This is a genomic window from Qipengyuania sp. JB2-7 (genome assembly GCF_055693485.1).
Map to the genome: position 1 here is coordinate 2,867,568 of NZ_CM146335.1, position 21,684 is coordinate 2,889,251.

Annotated in this window: 15 protein-coding genes and 3 pseudogenes; 11 read left to right on the forward strand and 7 right to left on the reverse strand. The window is 55.6% G+C overall.

Annotation, left to right across the window (positions count from 1 at the left end):
- Window positions 1-4 precede the first annotated feature (4 nt).
- Both ACZ1GM_RS14420 and groL read left to right on the forward strand, forming a co-directional pair.
- On the forward strand, window positions 5-292 hold the full coding sequence (locus ACZ1GM_RS14420) for a co-chaperone GroES (RefSeq protein WP_472677064.1): 288 nt from the start codon (window positions 5-7) through the stop codon (window positions 290-292).
- 54 nt (window positions 293-346) lie between these two features.
- Window positions 347-2,000, forward strand: a pseudogene (groL, locus tag ACZ1GM_RS14425) (chaperonin GroEL).
- 82 nt (window positions 2,001-2,082) lie between these two features.
- Here groL and ACZ1GM_RS14430 read toward each other — a convergent pair.
- The 4 genes from ACZ1GM_RS14430 to ACZ1GM_RS14445 form a co-directional block, all read right to left on the reverse strand.
- Window positions 2,083-4,197 carry a DUF305 domain-containing protein gene (locus tag ACZ1GM_RS14430; RefSeq protein ID WP_472677065.1) on the reverse strand — a complete coding sequence of 705 codons (2,115 nt, stop codon included), beginning with the start codon at window positions 4,195-4,197 and terminating at the stop codon, window positions 2,083-2,085.
- Window positions 4,198-4,449: 252 nt separating this feature from the next.
- Window positions 4,450-5,742: an acyl-CoA dehydrogenase family protein gene (locus tag ACZ1GM_RS14435; protein WP_472677066.1), complete on the reverse strand. Its 1,293-nt coding sequence runs from the start codon at window positions 5,740-5,742 to the stop codon at window positions 4,450-4,452.
- The gene (locus tag ACZ1GM_RS14440; protein ID WP_472677067.1) at window positions 5,743-6,039 is read right to left on the reverse strand and encodes a hypothetical protein; all 297 of its coding nucleotides are present in this window, start codon (window positions 6,037-6,039) and stop codon (window positions 5,743-5,745) included.
- Window positions 6,012-7,088 carry a phosphotransferase family protein gene (locus ACZ1GM_RS14445; protein WP_472677068.1) on the reverse strand — a complete coding sequence of 359 codons (1,077 nt, stop codon included), beginning with the start codon at window positions 7,086-7,088 and terminating at the stop codon, window positions 6,012-6,014. Before ACZ1GM_RS14445 ends, ACZ1GM_RS14440 begins: the two co-directional genes overlap by 28 nt.
- A 195-nt stretch (window positions 7,089-7,283) precedes the next feature.
- Between ACZ1GM_RS14445 and ACZ1GM_RS14450 the strand changes: the two genes are divergently transcribed.
- Window positions 7,284-8,291 carry a serine hydrolase gene (locus ACZ1GM_RS14450; protein WP_472677069.1) on the forward strand — a complete coding sequence of 336 codons (1,008 nt, stop codon included), beginning with the start codon at window positions 7,284-7,286 and terminating at the stop codon, window positions 8,289-8,291.
- A 128-nt stretch (window positions 8,292-8,419) separates the two neighbouring features.
- On the opposite strand, the gene ACZ1GM_RS14455 is transcribed toward ACZ1GM_RS14450, so the two are convergent.
- Window positions 8,420-8,710: a hypothetical protein gene (locus ACZ1GM_RS14455; RefSeq protein WP_472677070.1), complete on the reverse strand. Its 291-nt coding sequence runs from the start codon at window positions 8,708-8,710 to the stop codon at window positions 8,420-8,422.
- A gap of 218 nt (window positions 8,711-8,928) precedes the next feature.
- Here ACZ1GM_RS14455 and polA point away from each other — a divergent pair, with 218 nt between their 5' ends.
- Together polA and ACZ1GM_RS14465 are read left to right on the forward strand one after the other, a co-directional pair.
- Window positions 8,929-11,790 (forward strand): DNA polymerase I, encoded by a 2,862-nt coding sequence (polA, locus tag ACZ1GM_RS14460; protein WP_472677071.1) that lies wholly within the window; start codon window positions 8,929-8,931, stop codon window positions 11,788-11,790.
- Window positions 11,791-11,864: 74 nt separating this feature from the next.
- On the forward strand, window positions 11,865-12,848 hold the full coding sequence (locus ACZ1GM_RS14465) for a mechanosensitive ion channel family protein (protein ID WP_472677072.1): 984 nt from the start codon (window positions 11,865-11,867) through the stop codon (window positions 12,846-12,848).
- A 125-nt stretch (window positions 12,849-12,973) separates the two neighbouring features.
- Here ACZ1GM_RS14465 and ACZ1GM_RS14470 read toward each other — a convergent pair.
- Window positions 12,974-15,308 (reverse strand): annotated as a pseudogene (locus ACZ1GM_RS14470) (CDC48 family AAA ATPase).
- A gap of 402 nt (window positions 15,309-15,710) precedes the next feature.
- On the opposite strand from ACZ1GM_RS14470, the gene ACZ1GM_RS14475 reads away from it, so the two are divergent.
- The 6 genes from ACZ1GM_RS14475 to ACZ1GM_RS14500 all read left to right on the forward strand — a co-directional run bounded on the left by ACZ1GM_RS14475 (window position 15,711) and on the right by ACZ1GM_RS14500 (window position 19,837).
- A complete protein-coding gene (locus ACZ1GM_RS14475; protein ID WP_472677073.1) occupies window positions 15,711-16,418 on the forward strand; it encodes a CoA transferase subunit A in 708 nt (235 codons plus the stop codon).
- 47 nt (window positions 16,419-16,465) lie between these two features.
- Window positions 16,466-16,876, forward strand: coding sequence for a hypothetical protein (locus ACZ1GM_RS14480; protein WP_472677074.1), 411 nt, complete (start codon window positions 16,466-16,468; stop codon window positions 16,874-16,876).
- A gap of 142 nt (window positions 16,877-17,018) precedes the next feature.
- Window positions 17,019-17,348: a hypothetical protein gene (locus ACZ1GM_RS14485; protein WP_472677075.1), complete on the forward strand. Its 330-nt coding sequence runs from the start codon at window positions 17,019-17,021 to the stop codon at window positions 17,346-17,348.
- Window positions 17,348-18,016, forward strand: a complete 669-nt coding sequence (locus ACZ1GM_RS14490; protein ID WP_472677076.1) for a CoA transferase subunit B — start codon at window positions 17,348-17,350, stop codon at window positions 18,014-18,016. The genes ACZ1GM_RS14485 and ACZ1GM_RS14490 overlap by 1 nt, the downstream gene beginning before the upstream one ends.
- Window positions 18,017-18,027: 11 nt before the next feature.
- Window positions 18,028-19,167 (forward strand): CaiB/BaiF CoA transferase family protein, encoded by a 1,140-nt coding sequence (locus tag ACZ1GM_RS14495; protein WP_472677077.1) that lies wholly within the window; start codon window positions 18,028-18,030, stop codon window positions 19,165-19,167.
- A 124-nt stretch (window positions 19,168-19,291) separates the two neighbouring features.
- Window positions 19,292-19,837 carry a GbsR/MarR family transcriptional regulator gene (locus ACZ1GM_RS14500; RefSeq protein ID WP_472677078.1) on the forward strand — a complete coding sequence of 182 codons (546 nt, stop codon included), beginning with the start codon at window positions 19,292-19,294 and terminating at the stop codon, window positions 19,835-19,837.
- 605 nt (window positions 19,838-20,442) lie between these two features.
- Here the strand turns inward: ACZ1GM_RS14500 and metK are convergent.
- Window positions 20,443-21,653: pseudogene (metK, locus tag ACZ1GM_RS14505) on the reverse strand (methionine adenosyltransferase).
- Window positions 21,654-21,684: the final 31 nt, after the last annotated feature.

The window sequence follows — 21,684 nt, forward strand, 5'->3', positions numbered from 1 at the left end:
CACTATGGCATTTCGTCCGCTGCACGACCGTGTATTGGTCCGTCGCATCGAAGCCGATCAGAAAACCGCTGGCGGCATTATTATCCCAGACTCAGCCCAGGAAAAGCCAAGCGAAGGCGAAATCGTTTCCGTTGGTTCAGGCTCAAAAGCTGAAGACGGCACAGTGACTCCACTGGACGTCAAGGCCGGCGACAAGGTCCTGTTCGGCAAATGGTCTGGCACAGAGGTCAAGCTCGACGGCGAAGACCTGCTGATCATGAAGGAAAGCGACATCATGGGGATCATCAGCTGAACAGCTGCCTCAAGAATATCCTTTCAAATCTAGAGAATTTCAGGAGAAACAGACATGGCTGCTAAGGACGTAATGTTCGTACCGTGATGCCCGCGAAGGCATCCTCAAGGGCGTCGATACGCTCGCAAATGCCGTTAAAGTAACGCTCGGCCCGAAAGGTCGTAACGTTGTTATCGACAAAAGCTTTGGCGCACCACGCATTACCAAAGACGGCGTGACCGTCGCTAAGGAAATCGAGCTTAAGGACAAGTTCGAAAACATGGGCGCGCAGATGCTCCGCGAAGTTGCCTCAAAGGCCAACGACGCAGCTGGCGACGGCACGACCACTGCTACTGTGCTGGCTCAAGCCATCGTAACCGAAGGTATGAAGTCAGTTGCAGCGGGCATGAACCCGATGGATCTGAAGCGCGGCATTGATCTTGCCGTCGGCAAGATCGTCGAAAACCTCGGCACGCGTTCCAAGGATGTTTCTGGCAGCGAAGAAATCGCACAGGTCGGGATCATCTCTGCCAATGGCGACACTGAAGTTGGCCAGAAAATCGCAGAGGCGATGGAGAAGGTTGGCAAAGAGGGCGTCATTACCGTTGAGGAAGCCAAAGGCCTCGAATTTGAACTCGATGTTGTTGAAGGCATGCAGTTCGATCGCGGTTACCTTTCACCATACTTCATCACTAACCCTGACAAGATGACGGTTGAGCTCGAAAACCCATACATTCTCATCCACGAGAAGAAGCTCAGCAATCTGCAGGCTATGCTGCCGATTCTTGAAGCAGCAGTTCAGAGCGGTCGCCCGCTGCTGATCATTGCAGAGGACATCGAAGGTGAAGCTCTCGCAACACTCGTCGTCAACAAGCTGCGCGGCGGCCTGAAAGTTGCGGCAGTCAAAGCTCCTGGCTTCGGCGATCGTCGCAAGGCCATGTTGCAAGACATCTCGATCCTGACCAAGGGTGAGATGATCAGCGAAGACTTGGGCATCAAGCTTGAAAATGTATCACTCGGCATGCTGGGCGAAGCCAAGCGCGTCACCATCGACAAGGACAACACAACGATTGTTGATGGCGCTGGTAGCGAAGACGACATCAAGGCACGCGTTGCTGAAATCCGCACGCAGATCGACAACACATCAAGCGATTATGACCGTGAGAAGCTGCAAGAGCGTCTGGCAAAGCTCGCCGGCGGTGTTGCCGTTATCAAGGTTGGCGGCGCAACCGAAGTCGAAGTGAAAGAGCGCAAAGACCGCGTCGACGATGCGCTGCACGCAACCCGCGCAGCCGTTGAAGAGGGCATCGTCCCTGGCGGTGGTACTGCTCTGCTTTACGCCACCAAAACGCTGGACGGCCTTGAAGGCGCGAATGACGATCAGACACGCGGTGTCGACATCGTTCGCCGCGCTCTGCAGGCACCAGTTCGTCAGATCGCATCCAACGCTGGTCAGGACGGCGCAGTTGTCGCTGGCAAGCTGATGGACGGCAATGACGAAGGTCTCGGCTTCAACGCTGCGACTGACACATACGAAGACCTGGTGAAAGCCGGTGTGATCGACCCGACCAAGGTTGTGCGTACCGCCCTGCAAGACGCAGCTTCTGTGGCTGGCCTGCTGATCACCACGGAGGCGGCGATTGTCGACGCTCCGGAAGACAAGTCAGCTGCCCCTGCAATGCCTGATATGGGCGGCATGGGCGGAATGGGTGGCATGGGCGGCTTCTAAGCTGACCACTACCTACGCTTAAAAAAGCCCCGGTGGATCGCTCTCCACCGGGGCTTTTTCTATGAATACTTACGTGAGGATTTTACCCACCTTTGCGGCTTTCCTCAGCGCGAGAAATAACCTCATCAGGCCAGGTTACTTCGGTCTGAGTTTGCGGGTTGAACAGATCGCCTTCATATTGTGCAGCTTCCGCCGCAGCGATCTCTTCAGAAGTCAAAAACTCGCTCGGCTTCAGCGCGAACACGTCTAGTCCACGGGTGATCTCAGTCGCGTAAATCCGCCCATTGTACCAATAGGATGACCAGTATCCGCCAACGACCAGCTGTTCCTTGCTGATCGCGCCGCGATCAAAATAGGCGATCTCGACCGGGTTCGCACTGTCGGTGAAGTCCATCAGTGACAGACCACCCTGATACCAGCTCTGCGCGAAAATATCGCGGCCCGGGACCGGGACAATAGAGCCGTTATGCGCGACGCAATTTTCCTTGTCACTTTGCGGCGCAGGCATTTTATAGTGGCTACGGAATTCAAGCTTGCCATCGACGATGTCGTAAATTGCGTTTGCGCCCCACGTTATTGGATCGGATGCCTGACAGCGCGGACGACCACCGCCGCCCCACTCATCGGTGAAGATCACTTTCGTGCCGTCATTGTTAAAGGTGGCCGAGTGCCAATAGGCAAAGCCTTTATCGAATACCGCGTCGATCCGCACCGGGTTCATCGGGTCAGAGATGTCGAACAGAATGCCGTTGCCGGAGCAGGCACCTGCCGCGACATTCTTTGAAGGGAACACAGTTATGTCGTGGCATTCATCGGTTGGCCGAGTGTCTTGAGCGCCCTCTTCACTTTCACCGCCCTGCCACAAGCCAGCGATCTGTCCTGTTTCCGGGTCAGCGAAGACTCGCGGGCTCTTAACAATGCGCGCCTGCGAAGGATCTGCGAGCGGAATCTCGATGACGTCGATGCTGAATAGCGCCGTGCGGTTGTCACCTGGTTCCGCACCGATGCATCCAGCCAATTCCTCTTCGTCGCGGATGCGCGATGTGCCGGAGTTGTAGACAATGATGCGAGTATCATCGGCACTGACGATCGAATGCGTATGACTACCGCGACATGTCTGGACCAGCCCAACCTGACGGGGACGAGTGAGGTCTGAAATGTCGAATATGCGAAGGCCCCGGAAGCGCTCTTCGCTCACATCCTCGGCAACGCCCTGAAGGCCGCAATCGACCCGGCCACGCGTCTGCTCCACACTCATCACTAGAATGTCGCCGACGACCGAAACGTCACCCTGCCCACCAGGACAGACAATCGAGCTGACAAGTCCAGGTGCGCCATCTTCGCCAAGGCGATAGATGTTATAGCCATGGTAGTTTCCAGCCACCATTATGTCGTCGAAGAATGCCATATCGGTGTTAGCAAAATCGAGCAGCGGGGATCGCTCAGCAAACTCTGTCAGCGAATCGTCATCGCCTCTTTCTGGCGTAGCTTCCGCGGTCTCAGCATCAGTTTCGTCCTCGTCTTTGGACACTGGCGGCTTCAGATCAGCCGGGTTGGCCGGATCGAAAAAGCCCGCCGGCTTCGACAGGCTAACCACTTTGCGCAAGTTCCAGATCGCTTCGCCAGCGCTATCAAAACCCGCAGCGAGATTAGCCCGCGGGTCGGCAGAAAGCCCAGCCAGCAGGCCGTTCATCTGATTGATTTCTTTGGTCTGATCATTGTCGACGTCGTTCGCGAATTTGAACAAGACAGGATCGGCAGCACTGCCCGGTTGCGCAAGCAGATCGTCAACCATCTCAACCGCGCCCTCGTGATGAGCGATCATCAATTGTAAAAACAGCCGATCAAACTCGACGCCCGACAGAGTTGCAAGGCGGGCCATGTCTTCGGCGCTGGCCATACCAGACATGCTCTCATGCAGGCTCGCCCATTCACCACCGTGGTGACCGTGATGCCCCATGTGGCCAGAATGTTGATCGCCAACCATCGGGGCGTTCTCGCCGCGCTCTTTGAGCCAGTTCTGCATAAATTCAATTTCGTCGGCCTGGCCAGACTCGATCCGCCCGCCAATAGTGACGATTTCTTCGCGGTTGGTGCGGTCCCTGATGAGCTGCGCCATTTCAACCGCCTGCTGGTGATGCAGGATCATACCCTGCATGAAGACGACATCGGTACGGGGAATGGCTGGTGCTTGCAAGCTTTGTCGCCTCTTCCGCTGTCAACAAGCTGCCGTCAGCGCCGGGTGCGCCGGGCAATATGATCGGCGCATTTTGGGCAATCGCCGCCGAGGAGGTTGAAACCAAAAGAGCGGCGCCAAGCGCCGACATGCGTGAAAAGTTCATGGGTTTGCAGTCCTTAGTTCACTTGAGACGTAGCTCTGGCGGACGATTGAGACGAAATATCATACGCAGGTCAAGCGCGAATTCTGCCAATGGCAAAGCAGCACCGATTAGTCTTTAGCAAATTGCTCCCGGCGCGGCCCGAGGTAACCGAAGAGATAGGCCGCGACCTTGCGCATCTGAATCTCTTCTGCGCCCTCTGTGATGCGATAGCGGCGGTGGTGTCGATAAATATGCTCAAACGGTTTCTCGCGAGAGTAACCGATGCCTCCATGGACCTGCATCGCGCGGTCAGCCGTCTCACAACACAACCGGTTAGCCCAGTAATTGCACATGGAAACCTTGTCAGACAGTTGCTTTTCGATTTCTTTATGCGGAAGCCGGTCCATCTCCCATGCCGTCTTGTAAATCAGCAAACGCAGCATCTCGCATTGCGTGGCAAGTTCAACCAAGGGGAATTGAATCGCCTGGTTTTTGGCCAGCTCCTCACCGAACGGTTTGCGTTCCCGCGCATATCTAACGCTTTCTTCCACACAGAACTGCGCTGCGCCGAGCGAAGATGCCGCCTGACGGATACGGTTTTGATGCACAAAGCTCTGGGCCAATGCGAGCCCGCGACCTTCATCCCCCAGTATCGCATTTTCAGGCACCCAAACGCCGTTCAGAAAGAACCGCGCATGATCGCTGGGCATGTTGAACGTCCAGACATACTCGTCGATTTCGAGGCCAGCTGAAGGGTTTGGGACCAGGAAACACGTGATCCCGCGTGCATTGCCGTCTTCTCCACCGGTGCGAGCAAACACCGCCACATGCGTCGCGTGATGCATGCCGGTGATCCACATTTTCACACCATCAATGCGCCATCCAGCCACGCCTTCACGAGTTTCTGGAACGGCGCGTGTTTCCATATGGGTGGCATCAGAGCCGTGGTCGGGTTCGGTCAGTCCAAACGCAACACGACGTTCTCGATTGAACCCACCGAAAATGAATTCCTGCTTCTGTTCCTCGGTCCCAAACGTATCGAACATGGCGACGAAGGGGAAATTACCGACAATGCTATGTTCGTTCTGCAAGTCGTTATGGAGGCCCAGCCCACGCTGTGCAAAACGATCACGGATCACCGCCATCCAGAGGTTAGATCCGTCTTTGCCGCCATATTCGGCTGGTGCAGAGAAACGCCAATGACCGGCCTTGTCGGCGCGCAGAGTGGCCTCGCGCAGCAACGTCTCCCAGTCCGCATTGGGCAGTCCCTGACGGTCCCAATCAGTCCGCGCATCCTCGCGCCGGTGATCGAAGAAGCGGATGTTGTCATCCTGCACGACCAGCGGTTCAATTTCCGCTTCGATAAAACGCTCAAGCTCGGCGTAGTACTCTTTCAGCTTCTGTGGGATGGTGAAATCCATTCAGTGTTCTCCGAACCATTTGTTTTGCGCCACAGCGAGTGCAGGATAGCGGGGCCTGTCGACCTCAATCTTTTCAAGCGCACGTGAGCGCAATTCAGCAAGCAAACCGACGGTTTCGAACGTTACCTCGCCATTGATAATCCTGTCGGCAAGCTGAAGGTCACTGTCACGTGGCATCAGCATGTGATCGCGCGCAATTATGCTCAGAGCGTTTCGGGCAACGGCGAGTTGAAACCGGTCGTGCCCTTCCATTCGGTCTTTAATGGTGGTCAGCCATTCTGCCACCGCTGTTGCCATTTCACCCGCGCTTGCTTCCCCATGCGGGGGAAACGGTCGCGGCACGTCGATTGTTCTTTTTGCTCCTCCTTCGGCGCCTCTTCTTCTAGCAGCATCAGTAAATCCAGTTCCTGCTCGCTTGTTCGACGAGAGATCACCACGCGTTCCAGCATGCGGTCGCTGCCATCGCGCCATACCTTGGCCATACGAAGGCAGCCAAGCGCCCACCATACGGTGCGATACATGGTCCAGAAGCGAAACCGCGCAGGATCAACTTCGCGACCACCATTGGCGCGGTACGCGTCGAAATAGGTCTCTAGATCGCCCAACCCCAAGGCGGGCCGATCATATCGCGCAAACCGCCAAACGGCCATGCAGCCAAACGCCAGATCCTCATGCGGATCACCGAAATGGGCCAGCTCCCAATCCAAAACCCCCGTCAGCCGTCCGTCCTGCACCAGCAGGTTGCCCAGTCGAAAATCTCCATGATTGAGCACAAGTTTGACCGGGGCTGGGCAATTGTCCTCCAGCCACTTTATCCCGAGCGCAATGATCGGGCGATCGCCACCTGCCTCTTCGAACTGCTGGCGCAAATCGGCAATCCCTTCTCGATAGTCGATTTCAGGGACTGCCTCGGGCACGTCGCCGCGACTGAGTGAATGAACCTTAGCAAGGTTGGCGGCACATTCAGACAGCAAGCGGTCCGGCTGGTCCATCGCCAATATTGCTTTGGGATTCGGAGTTCCCGGAAGAGCCCGCATAACGAAGCCACTGCCAATCCCGTCACGAGAATCCAGTTCCAGGATCACTTCTGGTGCAGCCACCCCCTTCGCATACGCCGCACGGATAATTGCCGCCTCGACGGCATGCCCAAAAGGTCGGTCTTTCATAAAGTCGGCGCTGGGCGCGCGGCGCAGCACGTATTGATCGCGTTCGACCGAGAACAACCAGCTTTGCATAGTGGCGCCGCCTGTGAGGCGTGTCAGCGCCTTCGGCTCAGGTAACCCCACCCGGGCAAGCGCATTGCTCAGCCCTTGAGCGAGTTCTTCGCTGTTTGTGCTCTCTCCCATGGCCTTTTCTTGCAGTGATTGATCCAAGCCTCAAGTCCTGATCCGCTTTAATAATCATGCAGAGATGCCGACTCATCGAACAGATTCACGTAATGAATCATCGTCTTTCGGACACATTTCATCGCGAGGGCATTGTTTGGTTAACGGATCACTTGATTAAGGTTCTGCAAAGCATATTGGGAGTATGGTGCCAGAATGGTATTCAGGAAAATCACAGGCACATTGATTGCTGGTTTGCTCACTTGGGCGCTGCCAGCACAGGCACAAACTCAGCAGTTCGAGGCGCAATTTGACAGTGCACTTGGAACTGAAGTCCGTACCCCGCAAAGCTATAAGGCGGTCTATCAGACACCGTTGGAGCAACGCATTGCGAGCTTGGCTGAGGGGTCCAAGGGGCGGATCGGCGTTGCTGCCATTGATCTTTCGAACGGTCAGGAAGTGACCATTTTGGGTGACCAACGTTTCCCAATGGCAAGCACCAGCAAGATCGCCGTCGCAGCCACTTTTCTAGAGGGTGTAGAGCAGGGCCGTTGGAGCCTGACCAGCGAATTCCCGCTTTTGATTCCGCGTCGCAGCGCCAAGTTCTCATCGGTTGCTGCACCTGTGTACGAGGGCAATTACATGCCGGCGATTGATCTGATCGAGATCATGATCACTCGCTCCAGCAACCCCGCAACGGATGCTTTGCTCCGCGTTGTTGGCGGACCCGAGAAGGTTAACGACTGGATGCGCCGCAACGGTATGACGGAATTCAGCATTGATCGAGATATCGCGACGCTGGTACGCGACGACGGTGAGTTTGACCCTGCCAGCACCATTGATCCGCGCGATAGCGCGACACCCAACGAGATGATCGAGTTGCTCACTGGCCTCTATCAGGGACGCTATCTGAGCGACCAAAGCCGGCGCGTCATATTGTCTTCTATGAGCCGTACCCGGACAGGCAAACGCCGTATCCGATATTTCATTCCGGAAAGCGCAAACGTCCTCCACAAGACCGGATCATTGAACAATACCTCAAGCGACATTGGCATCATCGAAACCGCAGATGGCCGGGCGATTGCTATGGCGATCTACGTAACGGGTCAGGGTTCACGCCGTGCGCGGGAAGCAAAGATCGCAGCTATCGCGCGCGCTTTGTATGACGGATATTCAGCACAGCCGAGACAAAATTGGGCCAATGCTAATTATGGGGGCGGCTGAACCTGACTGACGTAACAGGCAGTCACTCACAGGTGACTTCGGCACCTTCATGGTGCGGAGAACAAAAGAAAGGGGCGGCACCAACCGGTACCGCCCCTTCTTTTTAGCTGGAAGCTAAGACGTAAGTCTTAGTTGCCTTCCATGGTAGCTTCAGCGTCAGCAGCAGCTTCTTCAGCAGCGCCTTCGACAGTTTCCATGGCATCGCCAGCAGCTTCTGCAGTCGCGTCAGCAGCGCCTTCAGCAGCTTCAGTGGTTGCTTCCATTGCATCACCAGCGGCGTCGCCAGCAGCTTCCATGTTTGCTTCGGCGTCAGCAGCCATCGCGTCTGCAGTGTCAGCAGCGCTATCAGCAGTTTCTGAGCAAGCAGCGAGTGAGAGAGCAGCAGCAGAAGCAGCGGCAACAAGTGCGATCTTACGCATAATAAATCCATCCTTGAATAACAGCGAGTGTTAAGCATTCCCCTCTGAGGGTTTGCCTCGAAGCCCCAAATGTGGCCTCGTGACGTCTAAATAATGGCCAGAATGTGTTCGCGCAAGCGTTTTGACTCAATTTGGCCGCAATTCGCCATAATTTTGCCTTATTTTACACACGACAAACCGCTCCCCATATCCGTAACACACTGCTAGGGCGTGCGTTTATGGGCACACGCAATCACCTCTATCTTGTCGACGGATCAGCATATATTTTTCGCGCATATCACCGTCTGCCGCCGCTAACTGATCCCGAGGGAACCCCGGTCGGCGCAGTCTATGGGTATACGACCATGCTGTGGAAGCTGGCCGATGATCTGGACGCAGCTGACGGCCCCACACATCTTGCCGTGATTCTGGACAAGGACAGCAAGAGCTTTCGCAACGAAATTTATCCCGAATATAAGGCCAACCGCCCACCTCCACCCGAAGACCTGGTCCCGCAATTCCCACTGATTCGTGATGCGACACGTGCGTTCAGCCTGCCCTGCATCGAAGAACAGGGGCTGGAAGCTGACGATCTGATCGCGTCTTATGCCCGCGCTGCACAGGACAAGGGATGGGACGTCACGATTGTTTCGTCTGACAAGGATCTGATGCAGCTTGTGGGCGAAAAGAATGGCCCGAATGGCAAGGGCCGGATCGACATGCTCGATACGATGAAGAATCAGCGCATTTACACAGAGGAAGTCGAAGACAAGTTTGGCGTGAAGCCTGAATTGGTGGGTGATGTGCTGGCTCTGATGGGCGACAGCGTAGACAATATTCCCGGTATATACGGCATCGGCCCCAAAACGGCGTCGAAACTGATCGCTGAGAATGGGTCACTGACCGCCGCGCTGGATTCAGCCGACGGCATGAAAAAATCCAAACTCAAAGAACGGCTGTTAGAGCACCGCGAGGATGCGGAACTCAGCCGCGTTTTAGTCACTTTGAAGGAAGACTGCGACCTTCCTGAAGCACTCGACGATTTCAAACTGGACGGCGTTCCGCCCGGACCGCTTGCTGCTTTCCTTGAGAAACACGGCTTTTCGAGCCTCCTCAGGCGGCTCGATGCCGGTACCGGCAGTCCCGACCGTCCCAATGATCTGAATCCTTCGAAAGTAGAGAAAGCCGGAGCAGATGGCGGCGCCGAGGGATCTCGTCAGCCAATTCCGGAAATGCCTACCCTTGATAGATCCGCCTATGAGTGTGTTCAGACAATGGACCGGCTGAAGGAGTGGATTACACGGGCGGAAGCGACCCGGCTGATTGCCGTCGATACCGAGACTAACAGCCTTGATGCAATCCAGGCTGAACTGGTTGGGGTGAGTCTGGCCCTAGGGCCAAATGACGCGTGCTACATTCCCCTTGGCCATCACAATATTGGCGGGGGCAGCGCCGATATGTTTGCGGAAAGGCCAGAACAGATTGATCGCGACGAGGCACTTGCTACGCTCAAACCAATGCTCGAAAATGACGCCATTCTAAAGGTGTTCCAGAACGGCAAGTACGACCTCAACGTTCTCGCCCGTCACGACATCGTAGTCAGCCCGATTGATGACACCATGATCTTAAGCTTCGCGCTTGATGCAGGTCGCGGCGAAAGTGGCATCGGCGGAGGGCATGGTATGGATGAGCTCGCACAGCGTCATCTCGACCACACATGCCTGAGTTTCAAAGACGTCTGTGGAACCGGGAAAAAGCAAATTCCGTTCGGTGAGGTGCCGCTCGATCAGGCAACCGAATATGCAGCTGAAGATGCTGACGTGACGTGGCGCCTCCACGCCCATCTCAAGCCACGGCTCGCAATCGAGGGCGGAACGCGTGTCTATGAGCGAGTAGACCGTCCGCTTGTACCGGTCGTTGCGCAGATGGAGCGGCATGGCATTAAAGTCGACCGCGCGCGGTTGGCCAAGTTATCCGAGGAATTTGCGAAGGAAACCGCCCGACTCGAAGGTGAAATTCACGACATTGCTGGCGAGACATTCACCGTTGGTAGCCCCAAACAGCTCGGTGATATCCTTTTCGACAAACTAGGGTTTAAGGGTGGTCGCAAGGGTAAGAGCGGCCAGTATTCAACTGATCAGAACGTTTTGGAGAGGTTGGCAGGTGACGGTGCCGATATCGCCAGCAAGGTGCTTGAATGGCGGCAGCTGGCAAAACTCAAATCGACCTATACTGACGCTTTGCAACAGGCCATCAATCCAGACACGGGCCGTGTGCACACCAGCTATAGCCTGGTCGGTGCACAAACAGGGCGGCTTTCCTCAACCGATCCCAACCTTCAGAACATCCCCATCCGAACAGCCATTGGTCGGCAAATCCGCGAAGCATTTGTCCCCGACGACGGTAATGTTTTACTCGCCGCCGACTATTCCCAGATAGAGCTCCGGCTGGCCGCACACATGGCCAATGTAGACACACTGAAAGATGCGTTTGCCAAGGGCGAGGACATTCATAACCGCACAGCCCAGGAGATGTTTGGCGAGGTGACACGCGATACTCGCGCACAAGCCAAGACCATCAACTTCGCGATCCTCTATGGCATTTCGCGCTGGGGGCTTGCAGGGCGTCTTGGTGTGGAAGCGGACGAAGCGCAGGCGATGATTGACACCTATTTCAAACGCTTCCCAGGCATTCAGCGCTACATCATGGAGACCCTCGAGCAAGTTCGCGAGCGCGGCTATTCAGAAACGCTATTTGGTCGAAAAACCTGGTTTCCCCGGATCAACTCGAAGAACCAGAATGAACGCCAAGGAAGCGAACGCGCGGCCATCAATGCGCCGATACAGGGGACGAGCGCCGATATCATCAAGCGTGCGATGGTGCGGATGATGCCCGCCCTGGCCAAGGCCGGGCTCGGTCACGTGCGTATGCTACTGCAAGTGCATGACGAGCTTGTTTTTGAGTTGCCGGAGGCCGATGTCGCGGCGGCGTCCAAGGTGATCGAGGAGACAATGGCAACGGCAGCACAGCCTGCGATTTCACTCGACGTGCCGCTTGGAGTTGATATTGGAACCGGCAAAAGTTGGGACGAGGCGCATTAACCATTCGACCTTAAGGAACAATCGTACGCAGCCTCGGTTAGTCCCCTGTTACAATTGAAAATGACCAAATCCCCATGATTGACCAATTCCTCCCCACCGACTTTGAAATAGACTGGATGGCGTGGGCCTATGCAGGGGTTGCGCTACTCATTGGCATTACGCTCGCTTATGCCGTTCACCGCGTCGTGTTCGGCATCGTTTCGAAGCTCACGCGCATCTCATCGACCGAAGTCGATGAGATGATCGTTGGGCGGATCAGGGTACCGATAAAGTGGTCGTTCATTGCGCTGGGCATCACAATAGTCGCTCAGATCAATACTGAACTGCAGACGATTTGGGAGCCAATGGCGAAGTTCCTGCGCCCTGCCCTGCTCGGCTGGATCGCTTATACTTTGGTCAAAGCTTTTACTGCGGCGCTCGAATTCAGGCTGGAAGCTTCGGACGACCCCGTCGCTATGCGCAGTCGCAGGACCCGTATCGCTGTGCTCTCTCGCACAGCAACGTTTGCCATCATCTTCATCACCGTCGGCCTGATGCTGCTGGGCATTCCGGCGGTGCGCGACATCGGCACGACGCTTCTCGCCTCGGCAGGCCTGGCCGCCTTGGCGGTTGGCGCGGCAGCACAGCCAGCGCTCAAATCGCTGATTGCGGGTTTGCAGGTCGCCCTCACCGAACCGATGCGACTCGGCGATCTGGTTAAAGTCGATGGCGAGGTCGGGCGGGTAGAAGAAATCCGTATGAGCTTTGTGACAGTGCGAACATGGGATGAACGCGTGCTGATCGTTCCAACAAGCCGTTTTCTCGATGAAAGCTTCGAAAACTGGTCGCGCAAGAGCGAAAAACTGACCGGACCCGTCTTTCTTCATCTCGATCCTGCGACAGATGTGGCGCCGATCCGGGCCGAGTTTGAGAAGTTCGTGGAAGGTCATGAACTGTTTGACGAGCCGCACTGCGGCTTTGCTCATGACCGAAGCGTATCCCGAAAGCGTCGAATTGCGCTTGTCAGTCAGCGCCCGAAGCATCGCGGAGTTGTGGCAACTACGGTGCGACCTTCGTGAGCACATGCTGAATTGGCTTCGTCAAGAAATGCCGGATTCCCTGATCCGCCACCGCTTGGAAGTACCCCATGGCCACCCTAAAGCGGGCGAGCCGTAGCTGATAGGGGCCTTAGCCAGCCACACCCTCACTCAATCGGTGTGACACCGCCATTCGTATGTTTCTTATCACGCGTTGGCTCCACCATCCCTTCATGGACAAAACCAATCGGCTGGACCTGCACAGCTCGCTTCTTCAGCTCCCCGCGCATCTTGCGATACTCAGCTTCCATTTTGGCGGTAACCGTCGCTCGCGAGATCCTTGAGCGCCTCATCAAAGTCTAGAGCCGATACGTCCTGCACTTCGCTGCCCACACGGTGAAGTGCGTTGAGACCGGCTCGACGCACCACGTCTTCGAGATCCGCACCGGTAAACCGCTCGGTCTTGCCAGCAATTACGCTCAGATCAACATCGTCTGCCAGAGGCATATTCTTGGCGTGGATCTTGAGGATATGTTCGCGGCCCTTTTTGTCAGGCGTGCCGACATAAACAAGCTCGTCAAACCTTCCTGGACGAAGAAGCGCCGGATCAACCAGCGTCGGCCGGTTCGTCGCGCCTATCACAACGACAGACTGCAGCTCTTCCAAGCCGTCCATTTCAGCCAGAATCGTGTTGACCACGCGCCCTGTCACTTGGGGCTCACCTTGCCCAGAGCCACGTGCAGGAACCAGGCTATCAATCTCGTCAATAAACACAACACACGGCGCTACCGCGCGGGCGCGGCGAAACATGCGGGCAATCTGTTGTTCACTCTCACCATACCATTTTGACAGCAGGTCAGAGCTTTTCATCGAAATGAAGTTTGCCTCTGCCTCTTTCGCGACAGCTTTGGCGAGCAGTGTTTTGCCGGTTCCCGGTGGGCCGTACAGCAGAAAGCCCTTAGCTGGGCGGATACCCAAGCGGTGAAACGCGTCGGGGTTCTTCAGGGGAAGCTCAATGCCCTCTTTCAGCTTTTCAATCGCGTCGCCAACACCGCCAATATCGCTCCATTGGACGTTGGGCATTTGCACCATGACTTCACGCATTGCCGAGGGCTGAATGCGCTTCAGCGCAGATAGGAAATCCTCACGGCTCACATATAGCTCATCGAGGATATCCTGCGGGATTTCCTGCTCGCTCAGATCAAGCTTCGGCATGATCCGGCGCACGGCATCAATTGCGGCTTCCCTCGCCAAGGCAGCAATATCTGCCCCCACAAATCCATGCGTCGTGCGCGCCAGTTCCTTCAGATCAACTTTATCCCCCAATGGCATGCCGCGTGTGTGAATCGACAGGATTTCGCGCCGACCACTCTCATCGGGCACGCCGATCACGATTTCTCGATCGAAGCGACCCGGACGGCGTAGAGCTTCGTCAATCGCATCTGGACGATTCGTAGCGGCGATGACCACAATGTTGGATCGTGCCTCCAGCCCGTCCATCAAGGTCAGAAGCTGCGCGACTAGCCGTTTCTCCGCCTCTCCGGGGACACGGTCACGTTTGGGCGCGATCGAATCGATTTCGTCGATAAAAATGATTGAGGGGGCATTCTTCGCAGCTTCCTCAAATACTTCACGTAGCCGCTTCTCGCTCTCTCCATAGCCCGAGCCCATGATTTCCGGACCGTTGATAATCGCGAAATTGGCATCACTCTCATTGGCGACCGCCTGTGCAAGCCTGGTCTTTCCTGTGCCGGGAGGACCATGAAGCAACACACCTTTTGGCGGATCGACGCCGAGCCGTGTGAAGAGCTCTGGATAGCGCAGCGGCAATTCCACCATTTCGCGTAACGCCTGAATGGTGTCAGCCATGCCGCCGACATCATCATAATTCACAACGGCCCGCCCGCTGCCTGCTGCTTCCTCAAACTCTGCGCGCAGCTCAACTTCGGTATTCTCGTCAATATGGACGATGCCCTTTGGGCTGGTGGAAACCACATTCAGGCGTATTTGTGTAAGTGCATAAGCAGGCGCGTTAAACATACGGCGGACTTCATCCGGCATGTTTTGGACCGGCTGTTGGCCAGTCGTTGCCACAAGGTCTCCAGCAACCAATGGCTTCGCAGCAAAGTTGCGTTTCAAAGCTTGTGTCGGGCCCTGCAGCCGCAATTCACGGCTGGCGGGCGCAAAGACGACGCGCGTGGCCGGGCGCGATGTGGCGGATGAGATCGCGATATGTTCACCCGAGCCCACCTCCGCATTGTGACGTTGCAGTCCATCGAGACGGACCACATCAAGGGCCTGGTCCTCATCATATGCAGGCATGGCGATCGCGGCAGTGGTTCGTTTGCCGGCGATCTGAACCACATCGCCTTCGGTTATGCCAAGAGACTGAAATGCGCTACGAGGGAGACGGGCAATTCCGTGGCCACTTTCTTCCTGCCGCGCTGCGGCGACCTGGAGCTTGACCTCGTTATCCGCTTTCGTCGCTTTTGCGTCAGGCATCTGTAGCGTCCTCTCTATTTTTCTGCGCTAAGACCCGGAAAACACAATGGTCCGCACCACTTGATGTCGAGAGGTAAGCATCTGCTACGGGTGATGCAATGCGCAGTTCGTAAATGATCGGGTCAGATTAGCTGACCAGCCAATCATCCGCGCAAGAAAAAAGCCCGACTAGCAAAGCTAGCCGGGCGGGAAAGTCTTGGGAGAGGATGCCTAAAAGGCACAAAGGGATATGCGGTTGCAGCATAATTTGTGCAAGTGCGAAAAGATTGAGCCAGGTTGCATATTTTGCAACTTTTCGTGTCATATTTTGGTAGCGATGCTAAAAGAGTGAACGCTGTTGTCGAGCGTTCCGTCGCAGACCTGGGGTGACTCCCTGCTTCGCCAGCGCTAAATCCATCATCCATGACAAAACTCTATTCAGATGCCGCCTCGGCCCTCGATGGGATTCTCAAGAATGACATGCTGATTGCCGCAGGTGGCTTTGGCCTATGCGGTATTCCGGAGAGGCTGCTCGATGCGATTCGCGATAGCGGCGTAACCGGCCTGACCTTTGCCAGCAATAATGCCGGCATCGACAATGAAGGCATTGGCAAGCTGCTGCGTACCAAGCAAGTGAAGAAGATGATCAGCTCTTATGTCGGAGAGAACAAGGAGTTTGAGCGCCAGTTCCTATCTGGCGAACTCGAAGTCGAATTTTGCCCCCAAGGCACGCTGGCTGAACGTATGCGCGCAGGCGGCGCTGGTATTCCAGGCTTTTACACCAAGACTGGCGTGGGCACTCAAGTTGCGAAGGGCAAAGAGCATAAGGGCTTCGGTGGCGAGACATACATCCTCGAAGAAGGCATCTTTGCTGATCTCTCCATCGTGAAAGCCTGGAAAGCCGATGAAACTGGCAATCTGATGTTCCGCAAGACAGCGCGCAATTTCAATCAGCCAGCGGCAACATGCGGCAAAATGTGCGTCGCGGAGGTCGAGGAAATTGTGCCCGTCGGTGCACTCGACCCGGACGCGATCCACTTGCCTGGGGTCTTTGTGAACCGCATTATTGTTGGCGCACCCTACGACAAGAAAATCGAATTCCGCACAGTTCGAGAACGCGCAGACGGGTGATAGGGATGCTGTCGCTGCGACTTCCTGTAATTGTAGCAGCCTGTGCAATGTTGCCAGGCTGTGTCGCTGCGGTGATCCCGCTCGCAGCCGGTGCAGCAATGGGTTCCGGAATCCGCAATAATAGCAGCGTGGACGAAGGTGATGCATCCGCCACGAGTGGGATTGTCGAGAATGCTGATACACGCGTCCAAGAACAGAAGGCGAGTGCGTTCGCAACAATTGCGCCGCCCGTCCCTGCTTCTGACACGCCAATGCTCGAAAATTCCGAGGCGACGCTATTGCCACTGACCGAGCTTCCCCCACCTTCCGGAACGCCAACTGCGACCCTAGGCGTCTTTGCTCGATTTCAGGATTATGCGTTGACTCAGGCCGCCATCAATACGGTACGAGACGAAGCGGCAATCCGCCATCCTGGCCGACCCATCATCTTTACGGCTTCAACGCACCCAATGCGGTGAACTGCCCCCAGCAGTTCTGATTGATGTTGACCCCGGCAAAGACACAGCAGACCCATTGTCCGATATCGCCTTGCCCAAAGAACTCGCGCCCGTCCTAGAAACGCTCCGCGCCAACGAGGTAAGGATCGCTTGGATATCGCGGATGGGTGATGGTTTTGCAGATGCATTTCGAATGCAGCTGGACAAGCGCGGATTTGATCCTGGCTACCAAGACATCACCCTAACACTGGCCGATCTTGATCAGCGTAAACAGACGCTGCGGGATGCCTTAGCAGAGCAATATTGCATCGTCGCCATGCTGGGCGACAAGCGCTACGACTTTGATGAGCTTTATCTCTATCTGAAGAATAACGATGCCGCCTTTGCGCTGGAGCGCATGATTGGGAACGGTTGGTTTCTATTGCCAGCCCCACAATCATTTTCCGACCCTGCCCCAGAGAAATCTCAACCGACTGAAACCGGAGACCAATAATGTCCGCCCAAACCTCTGCCGAAATCATCGGATGGGATCGCAATGAGATGGCCGCACGAGCTGCGCAAGAGTTGCAGGATGGCTATTATGTCAATCTGGGGATTGGCATCCCCACCTTGGTCGCCAATCACATTCCCGATGGCATGCATGTAACACTGCAAAGCGAGAATGGTATGCTGGGCATTGGCCCCTTTCCCTATGACGATGAAGTCGACCCAGACCTGATCAATGCAGGTAAGCAAACGATTAGTGAATTGCCCAACAGCGCGTATTTCGACAGCGCAACTAGCTTCGCTATGATCCGCGGAGGGCACATCGACTTAACAGTCTTGGGCGCTATGGAAGTCGCGGAAAATGGCGACATTGCCAACTGGATGATTCCCGGCAAAATGATCAAGGGGATGGGCGGCGCGATGGACCTCGTCGCGGGCGTCAAGAAAATCATCGTGGTGATGGATCATTCGAGCAAGGCCGGTGACCCCAAATTCATTCCGGAATGCACATTGCCGCTAACCGGACAGAATGTCGTCGACATGATCATTACAAACTTGGCAGTGTTTCATAGGCCCGATCACGGCAGCACATTCCGACTGATCGAGTTGGCACCGGGAGTGACCACTGACGAGGTCGCCGCCCAAACGACTGCGAAATACGAAGTTGCGTTATAGGATCTGGACTTATGTGGCTGGATGAGCCGCGCAATGCCAACGCACCCTTGGCGGGACTCAAAGTCGTTGAGCTTGCCAGGGTGCTGGCCGGTCCGTGGGCGGGACAATTGCTCGCAGACCTCGGTGCAGACGTCATCAAAGTTGAAAGCCCCGATGGCGACGGCACGCGTGAGTGGGGCCCGCCATGGATTGAGCGAGATGGCGCGCGCGAGGCCGCGTACTATCACGCCTGCAACCGAGGCAAACGATCGATAATCGCCGATTTCGACGATCCCGGTATGCTGGCCAAAGTGCAGCGGCTTTGCGCCACCGCTGATGTCGTGATTGAGAATTTCGTGCCGGGTAAACTGACCAAGTTTGGACTTGATTACGACACTGTGAGCGCAGACAATTCGGGTGTAGTTTTCTGCTCAATCACGGGCTTTGGTCAAACCGGTCCCCGCGCAAATGAACCGGGCTATGATTTCGTCATTCAGGCAATGAGCGGCTTTATGGCTCTCAATGGCGAGCCAAATGGAGACCCGATGAAATTCGGCGTGTCGATCTCTGACCTGTCTTGCGGCCTTTACGCCGCCAACGCGATCCAATCGGCATTATTGATGCGGCATCGGACTGGTGCCGGACAACATATCGATATGAGCCTGCTTGATTGCTCGGTTGCGTTGCTGGCCAATCAGGCGATGAGTTACTTCGCAACGGGGCAAAACCCGCCAAGGATGGGTAACGCGCACGCGCAGGTCAGCGCATACGGTGTGTTCCCGACGAAAGATGGGCCTGTAGTGCTTGCCCCCGCAAACGACACCCTGTTTCGTAAGCTCCTGCGCGTGGTGAGGCGTGATGATTTGCTGAACGACCCTCGCTTCGCAACTAATGAGGCGCGCATCGCCAATCGTAGCGAACTGGATCGATTGCTGGCCGGGGAGACCACGATGTGGGACCAAGCAGACTTGTTACGCCAGTGCGCGAATGCGGGGGTACCCGCTGGGCCGATCAACTCGGTTGAAGAAGCCTTCGCAGATGAACAGATACGAGCGCGCGGGGTGGAGATCGAACTTCGCGGAGTAAAGGGCGTCCGCAGCCCGCTCACTTTTTCCGATGCTGAGCTCGCGCTTGATACCCCTTCTCCAAGACATGGCGAACACAACGATTGAATGCCCGCGAGCGCAAGCAGCACTCACCGACTGCATTCGCCACACACCAACATGCAAGAGACGCAATTGTCCGAACGGCCATTTATGATATTTCTGTCTTTACAGAAATGAAAGGCGATTCGTGATGAGTGCATTTATGGACATTCCCGAGGTCCGCGCCTTTATCCTCCATTGGGGGGAGATGGGTACTGAGTGGGGTGTCAACCGCTCAGTCGCGCAGATCCACGCACTTCTCTATCTTTCAGAACGCCCGCTGCATGCAGAGGAAATCTGCCACAAGCTCGGCCTTGCGCGATCCAATGTCTCCAATGGCCTTAAAGAACTCCAAGGCTACGGGATTGTTAGACGCGTTCATGTTGAAAGTGATCGGCGCGATCATTTCACAGCTGATACCGATCTGTGGGATATGCTGATGAAGATCACAGCGGAGCGTAAGCGGCGCGAGATCGACCCGACCATTCAACTGATGGGGGAGTTGGTTGAGAGCCTCGAAGGGCGCGAGCACGTGCCCCGGCATGTGCGCGAAAGAATCGGCAATATGCATGACTTCGTAGGCAAGCTCGGCAATTGGTATGACGATGTTCGCCGCCTTCCCCGCTCAACTCTCAAGACGCTGCTCAAGCTGGGCGGGCGCGTTGCGCGGCTGCTTCCTGATGGCAAATCACCGTAGCACCCAGCGCTTTTCGGCCCGACAGTAATTCACCACATAATCGAAAAGGAGAATAACCGCCAAGCACACTCAGGACTACTAATTTCTCTTATTACAGAAATAGCAGGAGGACGTTATGTATCTCGCCAATTCCTATCTCGTATATCTGATCGTGAGCATCGGCCTGACCATTTGGGTGGCGCGCACTTTATCACGCAATGGAATCGTCTTTCTGATCGAATGTTTCGGCCATGATGAGATTCTGGCCCGGTCAACAAATCACCTGCTGGTTGTAGGGTTCTACCTCGTAAACCTCGGTTGGATTCTTCTGTCTCTAAGCTGGGGCCGTGCACCCGACGGGCTCGCGCAGTCCATCGAATTCGTTGCCAGCAAAGTTGGCTGGGTCGTACTAATCCTTGGCGGTATGCACTTCTTCAATATGAACGCGATCGCCAAGTTCGGTACCGCAAGGTTGGCGATTGGCTTCGTGAAGAGCGCGCCTTACATGTTCCGACAGACGAAGAACCTAAAGGTGAGCGTGTGGTTTTGCGCTGACCGCTTGTCCATCAACATAAAAGGGCGACCCAACTGGGCCGCCCTTTTTGGTTCATATGTATGGAGCGCGGTTAAGCAACTGCCGCCTTCAACGCATCCACCAGATCGGTGCGCTCCCAAGGGAAAAAATCGCCTTCGGTACCGTGCGGCCAAAATGGCCATAGGCTGCGCTCTTGCGATAAATCGGCTTGTTCAGGCCCAGGTGCGTGCGGATGCCCCGCGGGGTCAAATCGCCCAAGGCCTCAATTGACTTGATCGCGCTCTCAAGTCGATCATCCCTCACAGTTCCTGTTCCATGCGTATCGACATACAGTGACAAAGGCTTGGACACCCCAATCGCATAAGCCAATTGGATCGTACAACGTTTGGCCAGACCAGCCGCCACGATGTTCTTTGCCAGATAGCGCGTGATATAGGCCGCCGAGCGGTCGACCTTGGTCGGGTCTTTACCGCTAAATGCGCCCCCACCATGTGGGCTTGCACCGCCATATGTATCAACGATGATTTTGCGGCCAGTCAGACCGGCATCACCATCAGGGCCGCCGATAACAAAACTGCCCGTCGGGTTGATGTGCCACACGGTCTCATCTGAAATGAAACCTTCAGGCAGAATTTCTGTGACCACGCCTTTAACATAGGCATGCAATTCCGCCTCTTTCTCACCAGCGTCATAGCCCTCAGCATGCTGCGTCGAAACAACCACTGCGGTGCAGGCAACCGGCTTACCATTCTCATAGCGGAGCGTGATCTGGCTCTTGCTGTCCGGCTCTAGAAACGGAGCAGCGCCTGAGTGACGATCCGCTGCCATGCGTTCCAAGATCTTATGACTATAGTCGAGCGTAGCTGGCATAAGGTCAGGCGTATCATCGCACGCGAAGCCAAACATGATGCCTTGGTCACCGGCACCTTCGTCTTTATTACCGCTGGCATCGACGCCCTGAGCGATATGCGCGCTTTGGCCGTGTAGGTGGTTTTCGAAAGTCAGCGTTTCCCAATGAAAGCCGTCCTGCTCATAGCCGATTTCCCGCACCGTATTACGCGCCGTACGCTCGATTTCTTCGAGCGCGCCGTCAGCCCATTGGCCATTTTCATAAACGCCTTTGCAACGGATTTCCCCAGCCAGAACCACGCGCTGTGTCGCGGTCAGAGTTTCGCAAGCAACGCGTGCCTCCGGGTCTTTCGACAAAAACAGATCGACGATCGCATCGGAGATTTGATCGGAAACTTTATCGGGATGGCCTTCCGAAACACTTTCGGAAGTGAACAAATACTCAGCGCGCATAGGGACCTAAACTCATTGGAATTCACGATAT